At 48.1% G+C, this 18,460-nt stretch carries 16 protein-coding genes, 1 pseudogene and 2 riboswitches; of the genes and pseudogenes, 6 read left to right on the top strand and 11 right to left on the bottom strand.

Features of this window, described 5'->3' with window-relative positions; genetic code table 11:
* Positions 1-25: 25 nt before the first annotated feature.
* The 11 genes from ASF12_RS18200 to ASF12_RS18150 all read right to left on the bottom strand — a co-directional run bounded on the left by ASF12_RS18200 (position 26) and on the right by ASF12_RS18150 (position 14,302).
* Positions 26-1,552 carry a lipopolysaccharide biosynthesis protein gene (locus ASF12_RS18200; RefSeq protein WP_056037602.1) on the bottom strand — a complete coding sequence of 509 codons (1,527 nt, stop codon included), beginning with the start codon at positions 1,550-1,552 and terminating at the stop codon, positions 26-28.
* Complete coding sequence (tuaD, locus tag ASF12_RS18195; RefSeq protein ID WP_056037599.1) at positions 1,533-2,861, bottom strand: UDP-glucose 6-dehydrogenase TuaD; 1,329 nt, start codon at positions 2,859-2,861, stop codon at positions 1,533-1,535. The genes ASF12_RS18200 and tuaD overlap by 20 nt, the downstream gene beginning before the upstream one ends.
* Positions 2,861-3,745, bottom strand: a complete 885-nt coding sequence (gene galU / locus ASF12_RS18190) for a UTP--glucose-1-phosphate uridylyltransferase GalU (RefSeq protein ID WP_056037596.1) — start codon at positions 3,743-3,745, stop codon at positions 2,861-2,863. Before galU ends, tuaD begins: the two co-directional genes overlap by 1 nt.
* A gap of 32 nt (positions 3,746-3,777) precedes the next feature.
* Positions 3,778-5,025 carry a Wzz/FepE/Etk N-terminal domain-containing protein gene (locus ASF12_RS18185; protein ID WP_162241911.1) on the bottom strand — a complete coding sequence of 416 codons (1,248 nt, stop codon included), beginning with the start codon at positions 5,023-5,025 and terminating at the stop codon, positions 3,778-3,780.
* Positions 5,026-5,093: 68 nt separating this feature from the next.
* Positions 5,094-7,292, bottom strand: a complete 2,199-nt coding sequence (locus ASF12_RS18180) for a glycosyltransferase (protein ID WP_081418899.1) — start codon at positions 7,290-7,292, stop codon at positions 5,094-5,096.
* 420 nt (positions 7,293-7,712) lie between these two features.
* The gene (locus ASF12_RS18175; protein WP_056037586.1) at positions 7,713-8,660 is read right to left on the bottom strand and encodes a glycoside hydrolase family 26 protein; all 948 of its coding nucleotides are present in this window, start codon (positions 8,658-8,660) and stop codon (positions 7,713-7,715) included.
* An 84-nt stretch (positions 8,661-8,744) separates the two neighbouring features.
* Positions 8,745-8,833, bottom strand: a riboswitch (cyclic di-GMP riboswitch).
* A 78-nt stretch (positions 8,834-8,911) separates the two neighbouring features.
* Positions 8,912-8,999: riboswitch (cyclic di-GMP riboswitch) on the bottom strand.
* An 88-nt stretch (positions 9,000-9,087) separates the two neighbouring features.
* Complete coding sequence (locus ASF12_RS18170; protein WP_056037583.1) at positions 9,088-10,347, bottom strand: mannosyltransferase family protein; 1,260 nt, start codon at positions 10,345-10,347, stop codon at positions 9,088-9,090.
* A gap of 3 nt (positions 10,348-10,350) precedes the next feature.
* A complete protein-coding gene (locus tag ASF12_RS18165) occupies positions 10,351-11,361 on the bottom strand; it encodes a glycosyltransferase family 2 protein (RefSeq protein WP_155973267.1) in 1,011 nt (336 codons plus the stop codon).
* Positions 11,362-11,573: 212 nt separating this feature from the next.
* On the bottom strand, positions 11,574-13,253 hold the full coding sequence (argS, locus tag ASF12_RS18160) for an arginine--tRNA ligase (protein ID WP_056037578.1): 1,680 nt from the start codon (positions 13,251-13,253) through the stop codon (positions 11,574-11,576).
* Between the two features lie 2 nt (positions 13,254-13,255).
* Positions 13,256-13,702: a DUF1934 domain-containing protein gene (locus ASF12_RS18155; protein WP_056037576.1), complete on the bottom strand. Its 447-nt coding sequence runs from the start codon at positions 13,700-13,702 to the stop codon at positions 13,256-13,258.
* Positions 13,703-13,783: 81 nt separating this feature from the next.
* Positions 13,784-14,302, bottom strand: coding sequence for a DNA-deoxyinosine glycosylase (locus tag ASF12_RS18150; RefSeq protein ID WP_056037573.1), 519 nt, complete (start codon positions 14,300-14,302; stop codon positions 13,784-13,786).
* A 338-nt stretch (positions 14,303-14,640) separates the two neighbouring features.
* Here ASF12_RS18150 and ASF12_RS18145 point away from each other — a divergent pair, with 338 nt between their 5' ends.
* The 6 genes and pseudogenes from ASF12_RS18145 to ASF12_RS35730 form a co-directional block, all read left to right on the top strand.
* A complete protein-coding gene (locus ASF12_RS18145) occupies positions 14,641-16,263 on the top strand; it encodes a contractile injection system protein, VgrG/Pvc8 family (RefSeq protein ID WP_056037570.1) in 1,623 nt (540 codons plus the stop codon).
* A 26-nt stretch (positions 16,264-16,289) separates the two neighbouring features.
* Entirely contained in the window at positions 16,290-16,487 is a 198-nt protein-coding gene (locus ASF12_RS18140) for a hypothetical protein (protein ID WP_056037568.1), read from the top strand.
* A 12-nt stretch (positions 16,488-16,499) separates the two neighbouring features.
* Positions 16,500-17,144: a hypothetical protein gene (locus ASF12_RS18135; RefSeq protein WP_056037565.1), complete on the top strand. Its 645-nt coding sequence runs from the start codon at positions 16,500-16,502 to the stop codon at positions 17,142-17,144.
* Positions 17,116-17,619, top strand: coding sequence for a hypothetical protein (locus tag ASF12_RS18130; protein ID WP_056037562.1), 504 nt, complete (start codon positions 17,116-17,118; stop codon positions 17,617-17,619). The genes ASF12_RS18135 and ASF12_RS18130 overlap by 29 nt, the downstream gene beginning before the upstream one ends.
* A gap of 12 nt (positions 17,620-17,631) precedes the next feature.
* Positions 17,632-18,226 (top strand): annotated as a pseudogene (locus ASF12_RS36580) (PAAR-like protein); the annotation flags it as partial.
* An 8-nt stretch (positions 18,227-18,234) separates the two neighbouring features.
* The coding region (locus tag ASF12_RS35730; protein ID WP_235533202.1) for a hypothetical protein at positions 18,235-18,460 on the top strand (226 nt) is incomplete at its 3' end.

The raw sequence follows: 18,460 nt of genomic DNA, 5'->3' as shown, positions 1-18,460 counted from the left end.
TGTAAACCACCTTCTGCCTGAAAATTTAAGCTTGCCGTTTTCTGCGCACCTTGCCCAGCACCTGCTGCATTTTGCCCCGGAGCGCCGTTCTGCTCGTATGTACCATCGCTTTAGGGAACAGCAGCACAACCACTGCAAACCATACCATTGCAAAAATGCCTGACACTGCAAGATTTACAAAGCTGACCATCCCAAGCGGCCTGATCGCCTCCGTCACGGCATATAAGCCAATCAGCGTCCACACACTGCCGAGCAGCGCAGGCAAATGCGCCTTCCCCAGCTCCCGCCACGTGCACGACAAAATCGTCTTACACAAGTACAGCATATTGAAGTAGTGCAAGCTTATGGCAATTAAAACGCCGAAAGCGGCCCCGGACAAGCCCCAGCGCATGCCAATCCCTGCGCCCGCGATAACAAGCAGAACATAAAGCACCTGCCGTGAAGCCCGTTTGTACACATACCCTCTTGCCAATACGAGTGAATTGCTGATTTTGTAAGTTGTACGGAATAACATGCCAACGCATAAAATTTGGAATGGAATCACGACCTCCGTCCACCCGCTTCCCAGAACGACAGCGACAATCTCGGGAGCTAGCAAATAACAGATGACGCTAATAGGAGCAACAAGCAGGGATGTATAAGAAATGCTTCTAATATAAGAGGCTTTTAGCTGCTGAAGATCATCCTGAAGCTTGGACATCGACGAAAACAGCACTTTATCGAGCACTTGCCCAAGCAGCGTAGCCGGAAGCACTGCCAGCTGATAGGCTCTGCCGTACAATCCCAGCGCAGCTGCGCCAAGCCCGCGGCCAATGATCAAATTATCGCTTTGGACCGCCAAATAATTGCTTAGGCTGTCGATGGTTGCGCCACCGCCAAATCGCAGCAGCGATTTCGCTGCCTGTGCATGTCCACTCGTCTTTTCCCGCAGAAACCGGGGCGGCTGTGCGGCAATCAGCATCGTAAAGCGGATAGCCGTCTGCACCAAATGCGCTGCTAACAGCGCCCAAATGCCATAGCCATACACACCGAGCGTAATGCCGACGATGCCGTAGCCCGCCGTATAAGATACGATTTGCGACAGCGATAGCTGACGGAACTTCAGCTCCCGTTGCAGCAAAGCTTCAGATACAATGGCAACGCCATTGAGCGGAAACACGAGCGCCAATATGCCCAGCACTTCTGCAAGCTGCGGCATTTTGAAAAAACCTGCCAGCAGATCAGAAGACAGCCAAAGCACCGCTGCCACTACAACGCCAAGCATTGAAGAAATAAAGAAGGAAACCTGCAAGTCGACCGTGTTAATTTCCTTGCGCTGAATAATGGCCGGACCTACACCAATACTGGCAAACAAGGTCGAGAAGCTGACGATTACGAGCGCCATATTAATGAGTCCAAACTCCTCGGCACCGACGAAGCGGGCAAGGACGACAAGCACGACCATCTGGATGACATTTTGCAATCCGGTTCCCGTGAATGCCCACAGAAAGCCCTTGCGGGTTCTGCGGGTCAAGCCAGCTTCCGACAGGTGATTATCCGATTTGGCTGGCATAAGCGTTTATATCCGGGCGTCCGATGGAAGCATACACGAATTGCCGCTTCTCCATCTCTGCCAAATCAAATATGTTGCGTCCGTCGATCAAAATCGGCTGCTTAAGCCGCTTTTTCACTTCATCCAAATCCATCTTCACCACTTGCGGCCACTCGGTCAAAATGACGCAGGCATCGCAGCCGTCAACCGTTTGCAGCAGATCATCCGAATAAACAACATCCGTGCCAATAACCAGCTTCGCTTGTTCAACCGCTACCGGATCATATGCATGCACTTCAGCACCGCGGCTGATAAGCTCACGAATGATCGGAATCGAAGGCGCAGAGCGCATATCATCTGTCTCCGGCTTAAACGCCAGACCGAGCACAGCAATTTTTTTGCCTGCGACAGAACCTACAATTGTATCGATTTTTTGCACAAAATGGATCGGCTGATTTTTGTTCGTCGTAATAACGGATTCAATCAGCTTGAATTCGTACCCGACATTTTTAGAGATGGAAATGAGTGCTTCGGTATCCTTCGGAAAGCAAGAACCGCCAAATCCGATACCGGCGTCTAAAAATTTATTTCCAATGCGGCTATCCAGACCAAGCCCATAAGACAAATCGACGACATTCGCGCCGACCCGCTCGCAAATATTGGAAATATCGTTAATGAAGGAAATTTTCATCGCGAGGAAGGCATTGCTGGCATATTTAATCATTTCAGCCGTTTCAATGTTGGTCTCGACAATGGTCGTGTTGAATGGTTCATGGAGCTCGCGAATGAGCTGCATCGCCTGTTTACTTTCAGCGCCGATGACAGCGCGCTCCATATTCATGCAATCCTTAATGGCCGTACCTTCACGCAAAAATTCCGGATTGGATACGACATCAAAGCCTGCCTCTCTTCCGCCTAGATGCCCCCGAATGATCGACTCTACCCGTTTGCCTGTTCCAACAGGCACTGTGCTTTTGTTCACGACGACTTTATAGCCGTTCAGCGACTTCCCAATCGTCTCGGCCACACCGTCAACATAAGTCAGATCCGCTTCGCCGGTTGGCGACATTGGCGTGCCCACTGCAATATAAATAATATCCGAAGCCTGAATAGCCGCTTCCACGTCGCTTGAGAAGGCAAGTCTTCCCGCTTGGCGGTTCGCGTGTACCAATTCAGCAAGGCCCGGCTCATAGATTGGAATTTGACCGTCATTCAGCTGGTCAATTTTGTTTTGGTTAATGTCGGCACAAATGACATGATGGCCTTTCTCTGCGAAGCAAGCGCCGTTCACCAGGCCAACGTAGCCTGTACCAATTATCGTAACTTTCATTATGCATTCACTCCACTTTTCGCACGGCTTAAAATCTGTTCAAGCGATTTAATTAAATCTGCGGAAAACTCCTGACGTTCGAGTGCGAACTCTACATTTGTCAAAATAAAGCCCGGAATTTCACCGACATCGTAGCGTCTGCCCTCAAATAGATATGCGAGTACGTCCTCGACCTGGTTCAGCTTTTGCAGCGCATCGGTCAATTGGATTTCCTGGCCAGCTCCGACCTCTTGCTGCTCAATCAGATTGAATACTTCCGGCGTCAGCACATACCGCCCCATAATGGCAAAGTTGGAAGGCGCTGTGCCCAGCTTCGGCTTCTCTACCAGATTGTTCACTTTAATAAAACGATCGTTCACCTCAGATGGATCAATGATGCCATAACGCGCCGTTTCTTTATCCGGTACATGCTGTACGCCGATAACCGATTTGCCCGTTTGCTCAAAAGCATCAATCAACTGCTTCGTGCATGGCGTCTCGCCTTTAACGATGTCATCACCGAGCAGCACGGCGAAAGGCTCATTGCCGATAAACTTGCGTGCGCACCAAATCGCGTGCCCGAGACCTTTTGGTTCTTTTTGACGAATATAATGAATGTCGACCTTGGAAATTTCCTGTACCTTCTCAAGCAGATGCAGCTTTTGATTTTTCAGCAAATTCGCTTCCAGCTCAAACGCATTGTCAAAATGGTCCTCAATCGAACGCTTGCCTTTACCCGTTACAATAATAATTTCTTCAATCCCGGATTGTACGGCCTCTTCTACAATATATTGAATCGTTGGCTTGTCCAGGACGGGGAGCATCTCTTTCGGCATCGCCTTTGTTGCTGGCAAAAACCTCGTTCCAAGTCCGGCTGCCGGAATAATCGCTTTTGTTACTTTCATCGCAAATCCCTCCCAAGTTAGATAAAAAGTGGTTACACTTCAATAAACACGATACTATTTATCTGAACATCCGTTGCCGCAAGACGGCTTTTCCATTCCTGTGCAACCGGAGCGAGTACCCGGTTCTCCTTGATCACGAGCGTATGCCAATCGACCAGCTCTGCAATCGTCTGCGCTTCCGAGCAATGAACATAAGAAGGCAATTCCCAGATTACAACTTCGTAGCTATCCCGAAGCTGCGCCATCAATTCCTCAGCCGACGTTTTCATGGAAAGGCCTCCGCCTACCACGCATACTTCGATGTAATCCAACTGCTGTCCGGCGGTTTTGATTTTGCCATAAAAGCCTGGGCTAATTGACCATTCCGCATAGCCTTTTTTGCCGGAAGCCGTACTTGGCAGCTTGCCGTTCGGGTTAAACCTCACCCAAGCGACCTTGCTTTCCACAGCCAGCTTCTGCGCCAGCTGCTTGCTGATATTCCCGCTCGCACCTTTGCGGTCAAGCGTTCCAAAGGCCAATGTACGCTTCCCGCTTCTCTCCATCACATGGCGGTAACGCATTGCACGCGACTTCGCTTCCTCTGCCGCACGGCGCTTCAGCCATCCCCCATAAAACGGGATAGCAGCTTCCGCCCGGCTGGCGAGCTTCGTCGTTTCCATCGGAACCTCGGCGAATATCGCTTGCACCTCCGGTGCTGTCTGCAGCTTGCGCGACATCATATGCAGCAGAAGCCATAAGCACAATAGGATAATCAGTCCGCCAACAAAAGCTAGCAGCACATAAAATAACGGATTGGGGTTCACATAAACCGCCTTCTCCGCACTTGCTTTATGCAATAAAACTACGTTGTTGATTTTAAACAGCTCCAAGCTTTGCGAACGGAACACGCTAACGATGGTGTTGGCAATGGACGCTGCCTGCTTACGGTCACCATCGGTTACGGTAATTCGGATAACCTGCGAGAGCTCGACGCTTTTCGCGCTAACTTTGGCAGCCAGTTGATCTGTGCTGTAAGGCAGGCCAAGCGCCGCAATTACCTGCTCCAAAATCAGTGGATTTTTCAAAATCACATTATACGTATCCATCAACTTGAGACTGCCTTGAATGGAAGTGAAATTATCACTTGTCTCTTGTGAGGTTATTACAATTTCAGCCGTTGCCTTATAAGACGGAGGACTTTGCATTTTCACATAGCCCACTGCGACTGACAGCAGCAGTGCCGGAATAATGACAAACGGCAATCTGCGGATGATCAGCTTAACCATTCTGTGTATTTCCAAATCTCTCATCCCCTTGCAAAACAATCATTCGCCCGTCATAGCCTGGCGTTCATTCCTATTCAGACTGTCTATGACTTGGAGTTCGCTTCTGCTGGTACAATGCCAGAACGCAGCTCCTTGCTTGGCGGTATGCTGCTGGACTCCCCCAGCAGCAGGCTTAAATCAAAAGCTTCATCGAATACAATGGCCGCTGTCATCTTATTGCGTTTGGCCCAGCTTACGCGGATAAGACGACCGTTTGCCTCGAACGCCGAGCCGATAATTTGCAGCCTGACCTTCTTGCCTTCATGCATCGCCGCCTTCTGCGGGAGCTCAATTCGGCAGCCCGTGTAGCTAATATCAAGCAGCTGTGTCCGGTAGCGCTCTTCTTGATCGACCACGATCGAAGCGCGCCGCTTCAGCCTAACTCTCGGGGACTTGCGATTTATCGACTTATAGGTGTACTTGAAGTTAGAAAGATAACTGGTCACAGAAGTCCATACGCCCGCCTGGAAAATGCCCTTAACGAACTCATCCGCACTGCCATATACTTCAGCAAGCCATTTGCGCTCCTCATCAATGTTGCTCCAATGAAGCTTGAAGCCCACCTGAAATCCGGAGCCATGCTTATCATAAAATATTTTTTCGGCAGCTACGCGTATAGCGTCCTGGGATAACGGAATATCCAGCTCCATGCGCTCTGGGAGCGGCAAAATCGAGTCCGTATAAATACGGCAGCCTGTCTCGCTAATATCCAGTGTCCTGACGTTTTCCATCTTCAGCTCTTCATCATCCATATAACGAAGCGTGAGCGGCAGCTCCTTGGCAAAGCGTTCCGCCTCCCGCATGCGCGGGCGTTCAAAACCAAGCAACAGCGCGAGAAGCAGGAATACTCCGTTATAACCGAGCCAAAATAAATTAATAAGCATAGGCTGCAATTCATTTTCTCCTGCACCCGCAATACGCCCCACATTTAAACCCATCAGTACAATCGACAGCGCAAGCAGAACAAACAATGGCATCATATAACGATAATTAATAGACGTTTTGTTCTGATAAATGCCTTTCGGCGTCACTTCAAAGGGAATAGCCTTGCGGAAGATTGTTTCCTGAAGGGCTGCGAGGAATAGCGTTGGCGTCATGGCCGTCTCGTAAACATTGTTCCAGAACACATTAAGCTTCTTATTCGTTAAATAAGGTACAACGGTAACCGAGAACAAGAAATACGGCAGCCAGAAAATAAGCAGTTGTTTCAAGCTTGTTTCAAGAATCGCCACACCAAAGGTCAGAAAGAGCATAGGAGACAATATGTACATAAAGCGCGTAACGCCAAAGTACCAATACAGCAGGTTGGAGAAATAAAGCAGGCGCTGCATCAAAGATAAACCCTTAGCCTCAAGCGGATTGGACATCCTCGTCGTCTGTATCGTGCCCCTTGCCCAGCGGGCCCGCTGTTTGATTTGATCGGATATGGACTCAGACGTTAGTCCTAGTGCCAGCACCTCATTCAAGCAATAAGAATCAAATCCATTGGATTGAAGCTTCATCCCTGTAGCCAAATCCTCTGTTATCGTACCGATAACGAAACCACCAATATGGTCAATGGCGCTGCGCCGGAAGATGCAGTTGCTGCCCACATAAATAACAGCGTTAAAACGGTCTCTTCCAGATTGAATAAGCCGCATAAACATATCTTGCTCGTTCGGAATGTTGCGCCCTTGGTAATAGTTGTATTGGAAAATATCTTCGTTGTAAAAAACTTGGGGCGTTTGTACGTAAGCAAGCTTCTCATTCTCTGCAAAAAATCCTACCGTTCGCTGTAAAAAATCCGGTTTTGGCATCATATCGGCATCTAAAGTAAGGAGCAAATCGCCCTTCATCTTCGTCAGCGCATGATTCAAATTACCCGCTTTAGCATGTTCATTTCCGGGACGATCGAGATAATGAACGCCTAAACCTTCGGCTAATTCTCTCATTTCCGCTCGCTTTCCATCATCACACACCCAAATGTTTAACATATTTTCCGGATAATTCAAGTTTTTACAAGCAAGTATGGTTTTTCTAACCAAGGATGGCGGTTCATTGTAGGTAGCGATCGTAACATCCACAGAATAAAGGTTGTCAGGTAATGGCGCAGGCTTTCTTTCAGTGGGTTTTAGCAGAAGAATGTGGAATAAAACGGATTGAAAAATAGAAATGATTTCAAAAAATAGTAACAACGATCCAAAAATTAATGACCAGCCAGATGGGAGTGTTTGTACAAGTCTCCATACTAGATACACGATCATGATAGCAATGGATAGCGTTGTTAATATGTACCTAGCTTTTGTTTTCAAATAACCCCAATCCTTTGCGCTCTATTTATTCGCCATAATTCCATTCCTTTTCTGACTAATCTACAACATGGATTGACTATACTGTCTAATTTCGCTGTCGATATTTGTTAAATCGGCCGGAAATATGATATTTTTGGCGGCTAAGGCTCAAATTCAAAGTTATCTTATCACAATCCTTGCCCCTTTAAAAGTTAATTTTTCTTCTTAACATTGTAATCTTATTGGCAAAAGTGTAGAAAAAAAGCGAAAAAACTCTAATTTTACGCGGTTTACGCGAAATTAGAGTTTTCTCAGAATACCTATTTAGTATTATATCAGCCAGTGTTTGATAGAGTTGAGACCAGGACTTGACGACTAGCCCCGTCTAATCTTTTAAAGCGTTTTTTGCAGCGTTTGGTAAGCGCTCAGGCTATCAGCCGACGAATCGATATGCCAGTCCAGCTCTTTGTTCTCGTTGAACCAGATCAAGCCTTTAATTTGGCTGTACGCTGGCGATTGCACTTGATTCATCGCATCAATAACCCATTCGTTTTTGCTGCCGCCGCTTTCTGTTGTGCCAGTTTCAGCGATAATGATCGGCTTGCTCGAAATGCTTGTCAGCGCTTGGTACGAAGCGTAGAATACGTCGTTAAAGCTTCTCCACGAGCTCCACGATTCTTTCGTTCCAAAGTTGTAGCCATCGATCGAAAGCAGGTCTACGTAAGCATCGCCTGGGTACATAGCTGTAAACGATGCGTTTTTGCCAACATTTTCAGCGTTTACGTTGTACATGAATTTCACATTCGTTGCGCCTTGCTCTCTGAAAATCGTAACGACACGTTGGAATGCCGCTTTGTAAGTCTCGTTTGTGTTAACTGTGCTGTCGCCAACGCCCCAGCCGTACCAGTTGCCATTGCCTTCGTGGAAAATGCGAAGCCAAATTTCAGGGTTTTTGTTAGCTGCTTGCCAGTTAACCAGTTGTTTTGCCGTTTGTTTCAGGTAAGCGTCTACTACGCCTCTATTAATATCAGCAGTCGAATATTCTTTGTAATTTTTATTTTTAAACTCAAGGGTAAGTAGGTTAATCGAACCATTATTATTTACATAGTCCATAAAGCCCTTCCATTCATTAATCCCTTGGTTCGAGTTGACAAAAGTATGTACAACATCTTGGTGTCCACCGATTAGTTGCTCGTAGGCAGCGATGTTGTTCAAGCTTTGGTTCGGCCAAGTGCCGATCCATGCTCCGTTGTAAAAGTTGGTTTGCGCGCTAGCAGGGAGTGCCCAGAGTAATGTCGAAGCGAGCATAAGGAGTGTAAGAGCGAATTTTGTAGTTTTCATAGTAAGTTCCTCCCCCGAGCGAATGATGGTCGTGGTCCGAAGAACACGCCGCACCTTCATCAGGCAAAGGAGGCTATGTCGGGCTTCGGCAGCTGGCGAGCATATCCTGTTTAAGGATGAAGCCCCTATAGCTTTGCGCACATCAGGTTTCCCTGAGTTTGCCTTTTCGTGTAAGCAATAAAAAAAAGATAGTCCCTGCTCCCGAAAGAACAAAGTCTACCTTGATTAATAAAGGAAGAATCGATGTTGAATTCGGTAGCTGGCGAGCATATTCCGTTAGGAATGAAGCCCCTGTAGCTTTGCGCACATCAGGTTTCCCTGAGTTTGCCTTTTCGTTAAACGATCTAGGTATAAAGTACGAGCTAAAGTAATATGGTGCTATTGTACACCTTAAGCGCAAATTTCGTCAATTTATTTTTTCATAAATTTATACAACGAAAAAATATCCATTAAAGTAGCAAATCGCATACACAATATGAAGCAGGAAAAACATCATGAAATAAAACATTTGCAGCGCCTTATTATTTTTCAGCACATCCGCAAAATAAATGTAGAAGGGGAACGCCACCATGACATAACGTGGAATGCTCTGCAAAAATTCGGCGCTGGCGAACGGAATGAGCATAAGCAGCAATCCATAGGCAAAAAACAGCCATTCATGAGCATTACGGCGAATATCTTTCCAGCGCATAATAAGAAAGGCAGCAAAAATGACGAGGACGGCATTCGCGATAATAAAGGCAAGCAGGCCATTTTCCCAGCCGCCATTTCCTGAGAAATAAGGCTTTTGGATAAAATGAATATAGTTCGAGAACGGAGCAACCGTCTTGCGATACCAGTTGATGCTTTGCTCGGTAATCGGAGCCAGCATATCGCCAGTAAGCCATTTCATGTACAACAGATAACCGGCTAGCGGCAGCGCCGAAATGATTGCATAGCCTAAATACTTCGTGTCCTTCCACTTGAAACGGTACAGCCTGTGTTCGATCAACAGCGTACCCACAACGAAAAACAAGTTGACGAAGCCCAAATTGCGCGTCACAGCGGACAAGCCCCCGAACAGAAACGCGAGAAAATATCGTTTTTGCATCGCATAATAGACGGTCATTAGCGACAGCATGAGGAACAGGCTCTCTGTATAAGGCACGGCATAGAAGATGGCGGTCGGAAAAATGAGCAGCAGCAGCACCGCGACTTGAGCGTGCTCCTGTTTCAGTCCTCTTTTTAAACAAATGCCATAAAAATAAAAAAGTGATACGAGCAAAAACAAATTCGATAAAACCGATCCCACGACTGTCGCATCGTATTTAGAAATAGACTCCACCAAAAAGACTAACAAAGGGTATAAAGGGAAAAACACCCAATTTGCACTAGGATGCGATTCGTTGATGTTATACGTATCATAGCCATTTTCGGCAATTCCCAAGTACCATACGCTGTCAAATTTCCTTAGATCCTCGAAGCTCGGCTTCTTCAGCTGTGAAATATCCGTCTGGATCGAGAGCTGGCTCGATGTGAAATCATGCCCCTGCACGACCGTATAGTCCGGCGGAATTTGATAGTTCGGAAACAGATTCATGCCGAGAAAGCCTGCAAAATAAAGCAATATTCTCGTAATGACAAACAAGGAGAGCAGGAAGATCAAAACTTGCGTATTCGATTTTGCTTTAAGCAGCAGCGATTCCATTCGTCACCTCGTCTCTTGTAATTGCTGCGATTTCGTTTCCGCTGGCACAACGTTATGCAGCACGGTTTCCACGAAGTATTTCGGGCGTTTCTTCGTTTCAATGTAAATTTTGCCGATATATTCGCCAATTAGTCCAATGCACAGCAGCTGAATGCCGCCAATGAACCAAATCGAAAGAATCATCGAGCTCCAGCCGGATACCGTGTTTCCCTGCAAATGCCTGACGAATACATAAAGGGCGAACACGAGGCTCATGACCGACATAAAAAAGCCGACAACCGACACTGCGCGGATAGGAGATACGCTAAAGGAGGTAATGCCCTCCCATGCGAAGATAAGCATTTTTTTCAACGGGTATTTCGATTCGCCGGCGGTTCGCTCCAGACGATCGTAGTACACACTGTCGGATTTGAAGCCGATGGTAGGAATAATGCCACGCAGGAATAGATTGACCTCCTGGTACTCCTCCAGCTTATCAACGATCTTCTTGCTCATCATCCGGTAATCCGCATGATTATAAACGACGTTTACACCAAGCTTAATCATTAGTTTGTAGAAAAATTGCGCGCTGAACTTTTTGAACATCGTATCGGTCGTTCGTTTGTTCCGCACGCCGTACACGACTTCATAGCCCTGCTTGTACTTCTCAATAAACTGGTCGATCACCGTAATATCGTCCTGCAAATCGGCATCGATGGAAATAATGCAATCCGCATACTCCTTCGCCGTCAACAAGCCCGCCAGAAGTGCCCGCTGATGCCCGACGTTCCGGGAAAGCTTCAGCCCGCTCACAAAACGGTTGCTCCGGTGAAAGGAATCAATGAGCGACCACGTTTTATCGCGGCTGCCATCGTCTACAAGCAGCATTTTGCTGTGCTCGGATACCTTTCTCTCCTTCACCAGCCGTTCCAGCAGCAGGGACATTTGCCGCACCGTTTCCGGCAGCGCTTCTTCCTCGTTATAGCAGGGCATGACGATCGATACAATAGGCAAATCGGACTCATTGCCTCTCATGACTTTTCCCTCGCTCTCTATGATGTTGTCCATTTTTCGACAATTAGTATAATAGCATTCCTTGGTTAAAGTAAAGTTAAATCGCTGCTATTTGGCTGGGCATTTTTCTTTAAAACGTATTATGCACCATTTTCAAGAAAAAAAGCCCTTGCTGCAAGGGTAGCTGTCTGCCACCGCTGCCGCAAAGGCTGATCTTTGTCTGCATGGGAATATTACATTTGCTGAGGAGCCGAAACGCCCACGAGGCGGAGCGCATTCGCAATGACGGTGCGAATAGCGCCAAGCAGCGCAAGGCGCGCCTGAGTCTGCGCCGCGTCCTCGGTAATGACGCGTTCTGCTCTGTAATAGCTGTGGAACTGGGAGGCCAGTTCATATACATAGCGAATGATGCGATGCGGCGCATATTGCTCCGCCGACTCCGCCACTTCCTGCGGCAGCTCGCCGAGCTTGCGCAGCAGGTCGTATTCAGCCTCCGACGTTAGCTTGCTGAGGTCGTTCTGTTCAAGCGGCAGCAGCGCGAGGTTCTGTTCCTGCGCCTGGCGGAAAATGCTGCAAATACGCGCATGCGCATATTGCACATAAAACACCGGATTCTCGTTGGATGTAGAAATCGCGAGATCCATATCAAAATCCAGATGCGAGTCCATGCTGCGCATCGTGAAGAAATAACGGATGGCGTCTACGCCTACCTCATCCATCAAATCCTGCATCGTAACCGCTTTGCCGGTACGCTTGGACATTTTCACCTTTTCGCCGTCCTGGAACAGGCTGACCATCTGGGCAATCAACACGACCAGCTTGCCTGGGTCGTTGCCTAACGCCTCCATCGCCGCTTTAACGCGCGGAATGTAGCCGTGGTGGTCTGCGCCCCAAATGTTGATCATACGGTCGTAGCCGCGGCTGTACTTGTCCATATGGTACGCGATGTCCGGCGTCAAATACGTGTAGGAGCCGTCATTTTTGACGAGCACGCGGTTTTTATCGTCGCCGAAAGGCATCGTGTCGAGCCAGGTTGCGCCCTCTTCCTCATAGACGTGGCCCTTCTCCTTGAGCGCCTCAAGCGCCTGTTCAACCTTGCCGTTCTTGTAAAGCGACGTTTCGCTGTACCAGATGTCGAAGCCGACGCGGAAGCGATTAAGATCATGCTTGATCTTGTCCAGCTCGCGCTCCAGGCCGAAGCTGCGGAAAAACTCCAGACGGTCCTCTGTGCTCAAGCTCAGCAGACGATCGCCCTCCTGCTCGGCAAGCAGCTCTCCAAAGCCGACAATATCCGCGCCGTGGTAGCCATCCTCCGGCATCTCCGCTTCCTTGCCCAGCGCCTGCTGGTAGCGCGCTTCAATCGACTTCGCCAGGTTGTTCACCTGATTGCCGGCATCGTTAATATAATATTCGCGGGTCACTTCATAGCCCGCATATTCAAGCACATTGCACAGTGCATCGCCTACTGCTGCGCCGCGTGCATGTCCAAGATGCAGGCTGCCCGTCGGATTCGCGCTGACGAACTCCATCTCCACGCGCTTGCCTGCGCCGATTTGCGTCCGTCCGTAGTTGTCGCCACCTGCGACTACCTCGCCAACGACGGCGTACAAGTAGCTTTTGTCCATCCGGAAGTTAATGAAGCCTGGGCCGGCAATTTCAGCCGATTGAATCGATGCTTTCGCATAATCGAGATTCGCGATAATCGTTTCGGCAATCATCCGCGGATTTTTTTTCGCCAGCTTGGTAAGCTGCATCGCTGCATTGGTCGCCAAGTCGCCATGCTCTTTATCCTTAGGCACCTCCAGCACGAATGCTGGCAGCTCCTCGCGCGCTGCGAGCCCGCCCGCTACTGCCGCGTCGGCAATAGCCGCTTTTACCTGCTCATACAATTGCTCTAATACATTTCCACTCATCGTTACTGTTCCCCCTGAATATGCAGCCGAATATGAAATCGGCCAGATAAATGCTCGTCAATCCACAAATCATATTTCCACTCTATTGAAAAAGGAGGCTCCACCAGCTCTCCCGCAGCAGCGCCAGCCGCATGAAGCACAAGCTGCTTCGTCTCCGTCTCCATTTGAAAATTCATAAATGGGGACCGATAGCGCCCAGCCCGCTTGCCGCCCACAGCGAAAAGCTGCTCCGATTCTACCGCTCCCCTGCGCGTAATAAGCAGCTCGCCTTGGCGATAGCGAATAAGCGACCTGATTGGCTCCGCATTCGCTTCTCCCTCGATCGGCTCCTCATAGCGGATATAGAGCGAGCGATCCTTGCGAAACAGCTCCCCGCGATGCTCACCCACCTGAACAGCGCCATCCTGCCTGCTTTCCAGCTTAATGCTGACGTTCATTCTTTCTGACATCCTCGTGCTCCTGTATCTTCAGTCTTGACGTATGCTTCTACTATATACACGTATCCTTCCAATTTCAACGATTACCGTTGATTACTGCTCCTCTAGAAAAGGAACAATGCCGCGCCACGCTGCGATCCGATCTTCGAGATTTCGCATTTTCTGCGTCGGAATCGGGCTCGTGGACGGCATCTTGAGCAGCGCCAGCGAGTCAAACGCCGGATGCTCGCGAAAATATTTTCGAAACGTATCGTACGCCTTCGTACCATTAAATGCAAAGCAGCGCAGCCCCGAATATTGCGCCAGCAGCGCAGGCAAATCATTCGGCTTCTCATCCTTAATGTTCACATCAAGGCTGCCTTCGCGCTCGCAGGATTCAATGACGTCGAACACCGCCAGCCGATGCTCCTGCAAAAAAGCGAGCCGCTTCGCATAATCCTCATCCGGCGCCCCAGCATCAAACAACCCGTACACCATTCCCCAAAAATAGTTCCGCGGATGACCGTAGAACTGGCGATGCTCCAAAGATTTCACGCTCGGCGCCGTCCCCAGCACCAACACGCGGGCCCGCTCATCAATGACGGGAGGAAAAGAATATACACGCTCTGTCATCGCTCTGTCACCCCCTGCCAGCTGTTTTAACTATTATGGCATTTTTGGCGGGAAATTTCTCGCACGAGCAAGGTGAAACGGCTGTCGCCACCCTTTGGCGGCGCAGCGCGTTTCAGTCCGAGAAATATAGAGAAAGGATTGTGTTAGGATACCCTTTCCTATATTTCAAGGTGAAACGGCTGTCGTCACCCTTTGGCGGCAAAGCTACCGTTTCGAGGGTGAAACTTATAAAGTCTCATATTTCAAGAAAGTGTAAATTTTACAATTATTGCTTCCGATACTATAAAAGAGATGGATATAACAAGATTATACTTAAAAAGCAGCTAGGAGGGAGTATCATGCAAGCATTAAAAATGCAACAAAAGAAAGCAGCCGGTGGACCAGCTGCCCCAGCAAGGCTTTCTATTAAACATGAAGGGGAAGCTTTTCCGCTTGAAAATATGACATTGACGATGGAGAAGCACCCGAATGAGCATACCAAGGTACGGCTGAGAGGTATAGCCAGCGAGGAAACAGTTCTAAAACTGATGCGTTCCGCCAGTATGAATGCTGACATTGAGCTGTTCTATGAAAATAGCGAGAGCAATCGAAAGATTTTCCATGGCATTATCATTCATATGGACGCAGAGGCGCAAGGCATTGAAGCTGGCGCTGTCCATTATTTGACCATTGAAGCACTCTCACATACGTATTTGATGGATATCGTCACCAAACAGCGCTCCTTTCAAAATATGAATATGACGTACGAGCAGCTGATTAAAGAGGTTTTAGAAGACTATCCCAAGTCTGATTTTTTACACTACGGCACTGCTGGGGATACTTTGAACGGTATTACACTGCAATATCAGGAAACGGATTGGTCCTTCATCAAGCGGATGGCTTCACGGCTCTATATTCCGCTCATTGCTCACTCTACATTCAACTCTCCCAAATTCGTGCTCGGCGTAGAAGAAAACACGGCCATATACAGACTGGAATCTGCAAACGAGAAAGTATTTAAAAATGTCGAAGCGTTTCGCAGCCATGCAAATAACCACCTGGCAAGCGTTCAGGAATCCGACTATCTCGTCTACGAAATAACCATTACTGGCGAGCATGCAAAATGGTTAGAGCTGGGAGAACCCGTCCTTTACAGAGAGCGTACTCATTACGTCCTATCGGTCGTCACCACGGTCAAAAACCATTTGCTCTCTCATACTTATCAGCTTTCTCGTTTAAACGGCTTTTTCACTCCACCTAAGTTTAACGAAGCCATTGCAGGATTAACCTTGCAGGGCAGCGTCATTAAAGTATCGCGCAATGTTTTAAAGGTTCATCTGGACATCGACCCCTCTCAATCCGAAAACTCCGCCTATTGGCTTAAATATTCAACCTTCTACGCCACCTGGTATTGCATGCCCGAAACAGGTGATCGCGTAAATGTGCACTTTCCAACCAAGGATGAGTCCGATGCGCTTGTCATCAATTCGATCAAGCATTCCTCATCCGGGGGAGCAAGCCGGGTACAAAGTACCGCGGGAACGGGAAACGCAAGCAGCGCAACAAGCATATCGGCGGTGTCAGCGACGCAAGCAGCCCCTTCTATACAAGCGGCAAGCACTGGCGGAGCCAGTGCGGCTAGTAAGCCGAACTTTGAATTCAGTTCTCTAGCTGAAGACAATAAGGTGAAAATGATTGTTACGGAAGGCGGAAAAATGATTATTTTGGACGACAATTCCTCCAGCGTCTCCATTGTATGCAATGACAGCACCTTCATTCGCATTACGGATGGAAGCGGCATTTCAATCTCCACCGATATGGATATTACATTTGAATCAGGAGCAGACATCAGCTTTACGGCTGAGGAAATGATTTATATGAAAGCTACGGATAAAATCGCGCTGCAATGCGGCGAAAGCCAGATGGAGATCACGCCGGAGGAAATTAAAATCAAAAGCACCGACATTAAATTGAATACTTAATTGAAATACGCAAAGGAGAGATTTCCATGCTTGTTACAGGTGCTAAGAAGCCTGATGAAATCGAGCAATTGCTCACGAAGCTCGTCATGAGAGGACTGCTCGGATTGCCTGTAGTCGGCGTATCGGTGCATGCTCTAAAGCTCAGCAAGAAGAAGCTGAGCAACAAGCTCTATATGAAAGATATACAGTCTGCAATCAGCGACCATTATAAAAACCAGCAATAAGAGGGGATTTAGGTGAATACAGCAGAAGCTCTGGACTATTATTTGGCAAAGGACGTACTACCCGCCGCTAAGGCATTATACAGACAAATTATGGACTATTTTATTAAACATAAGCAAGGGGTACTGAGCGAGTTTGCAGCCGGCTTTCGGCGATGCTGTACGTTTTTGCAGGAACAGCGCGCCCAGAGTAACGAGCATATAAATGCTTCATATATCCAATACTCACTCTTGCTCAGCCAAGTGCTGCTTTCTAGGCCAGCCTATCTCATTGAAGCTTTTGACGACGGCTATTACCTCGGAAAGCAGCTCGCCGCAGTAACCTATCATCCTTACTGGCTGTTTGATCCACTCTTCGCTTTCTATGAGCAGATCAAGCAAGCAGCCAAGAAATATGTGCAGAAGATCAGCCTTCTGGAAGTAGAACGCATCTTTCTCATTGAGCTGAAGCAATATGAGAAGCTCATGGCCTTTATCGCCAAAGAGGCCATCGAAGCGATTCTGGATACGCCCGAATATGAGCATTTGCCTTATGAAGGGGAGGTACAGTTCCGAATCGGCGTCTTCCGCGGGGAGACCGAGCTGCTTTTCATTAAAAATGAAAAAAATGATGCCGTCTGGAGGGAAATCCATGCAATACTTTCGCATCAGACAAGATAACCGGACGGAGAATGCCATCCTTCCACAGCTGAACGTGACGAAGGAGCTGTGGACGAGCGAGCAGCCATTGTTCATCCCCGTCAAAGCCAGAAATAATAGCGGGCAGCTTCATTTTCTCCCTTTCATCGAGAAACCAGTCGCCATGGTTAGCGACGCCGCTAAAAAAATATTTGAAGTTTACCAGAGCAAAACCTTGTACCGCCCTTGCGCCGTTGGACATTTAGAGCAGGGCCGAACAGAGGTGTACTGGCTCATACAACCGCGCATCCTCCCATGTCTGCATGAAGCTGCCACCTATTTTCCAGACGGCTCCTTGAAGGAAATCGTCATTGATCGGCAGAAAGCCGGATTCAACAAATGGTTCATGCTTGATCAGGTTAGGGAGGCCTGCTGGATTGTAGATACCGAGGTTTTAGAAAGACTTTGCAGGGCTGGCATTACCGAAATACAAATTTTGCCCGTCCGAGCCCTATGAGAGGAGAATGAAATGGATAAAACGTACGCCGTCGAGACCGCTCTCCTCAGTTGCGAATATGGCAGCAACCCCATTCCTTTGCAAGTGCCTGAGCATCGCCATATTTATGCTGGAGATAAAAAGCTATCCAATATCACAGATATTGACGCCTCATGTATTGGATGCTTCGGTTCGTGCAGCAGCCCCTATCTTTTAACCTACAACCCTGCGGTAATGGATGAGCACAGCATCAGCAATATCCAGCAGGCACGAGCCTTTGTTACAGGCAATGCCTGTACGTCTCTCGTTAAAATTCCGTGGCAAAATGCCAAAACCGATGTGCTGGCCGGCCATTATCAGGCTTTGCTTGAAGGAAGCTGGACCGTATGCCAGAGCGGATTCGGCATCATCTCCGTCTTGCATCATGGTCAGACACCTCAGATGACTCTGGAGACCGCTATGGCTCAGCTTGCCCAGCTGGAGCAGGCAATAGATCAGTATATGAAAGACCATAATATCAATCCCAAAGAGAAAGAAAAGCTGCTGGCGAGCCTCCTGCTCTGGGATGATTATGGTGAAACCTTCTGGGAGAAAGAAAGTGATGCACATACACGAGGACTTGCCGGCTNTCAGTATATGAAAGACCATAATATCAATCCCAAAGAGAAAGAAAAGCTGCTGGCGAGCCTCCTGCTCTGGGATGATTATGGTGAAACCTTCTGGGAGAAGGAAAGTGATGCACATACACGAGGACTTGCCGGCTTTTTAAAAAAATCAGACCCTGCCCTGTTTAATTTTTTTGAAAGAAAGATCGTATTAAACGAAGGGGTGCCTGGTCAGGAAGTAGATCTAACCTACTTCA

It is taken from the genome of Paenibacillus sp. Leaf72 (assembly GCF_001422685.1).
Taxonomy (GTDB): Bacteria; Bacillota; Bacilli; order Paenibacillales; family Paenibacillaceae; genus Pristimantibacillus.
This window is presented reverse-complemented; position numbering and strand designations above follow the sequence as displayed.

Bases quoted from the DNA above. Each gene is read 5' to 3' on its own strand.
- ASF12_RS18200 (WP_056037602.1), bottom strand. From the start codon at position 1,552: ATGCCAGCCAAATCGGATAATCACCTGTCGGAAGCTGGCTTGACCCGC.
- tuaD (WP_056037599.1), bottom strand. From the start codon at position 2,861: ATGAAAGTTACGATAATTGGTACAGGCTACGTTGGCCTGGTGAACGGC.
- galU (WP_056037596.1), bottom strand. From the start codon at position 3,745: ATGAAAGTAACAAAAGCGATTATTCCGGCAGCCGGACTTGGAACGAGG.
- ASF12_RS18180 (WP_081418899.1), bottom strand. From the start codon at position 7,292: ATGATCGTGTATCTAGTATGGAGACTTGTACAAACACTCCCATCTGGC.
- ASF12_RS18175 (WP_056037586.1), bottom strand. From the start codon at position 8,660: ATGAAAACTACAAAATTCGCTCTTACACTCCTTATGCTCGCTTCGACA.
- ASF12_RS18170 (WP_056037583.1), bottom strand. From the start codon at position 10,347: ATGGAATCGCTGCTGCTTAAAGCAAAATCGAATACGCAAGTTTTGATC.
- ASF12_RS18165 (WP_155973267.1), bottom strand. From the start codon at position 11,361: ATGAGAGGCAATGAGTCCGATTTGCCTATTGTATCGATCGTCATGCCC.
- argS (WP_056037578.1), bottom strand. From the start codon at position 13,253: ATGAGTGGAAATGTATTAGAGCAATTGTATGAGCAGGTAAAAGCGGCT.
- ASF12_RS18155 (WP_056037576.1), bottom strand. From the start codon at position 13,702: ATGTCAGAAAGAATGAACGTCAGCATTAAGCTGGAAAGCAGGCAGGAT.
- ASF12_RS18150 (WP_056037573.1), bottom strand. From the start codon at position 14,302: ATGACAGAGCGTGTATATTCTTTTCCTCCCGTCATTGATGAGCGGGCC.
- ASF12_RS18145 (WP_056037570.1), top strand. From the start codon at position 14,641: ATGCAAGCATTAAAAATGCAACAAAAGAAAGCAGCCGGTGGACCAGCT.
- ASF12_RS18140 (WP_056037568.1), top strand. From the start codon at position 16,290: ATGCTTGTTACAGGTGCTAAGAAGCCTGATGAAATCGAGCAATTGCTC.
- ASF12_RS18130 (WP_056037562.1), top strand. From the start codon at position 17,116: ATGCAATACTTTCGCATCAGACAAGATAACCGGACGGAGAATGCCATC.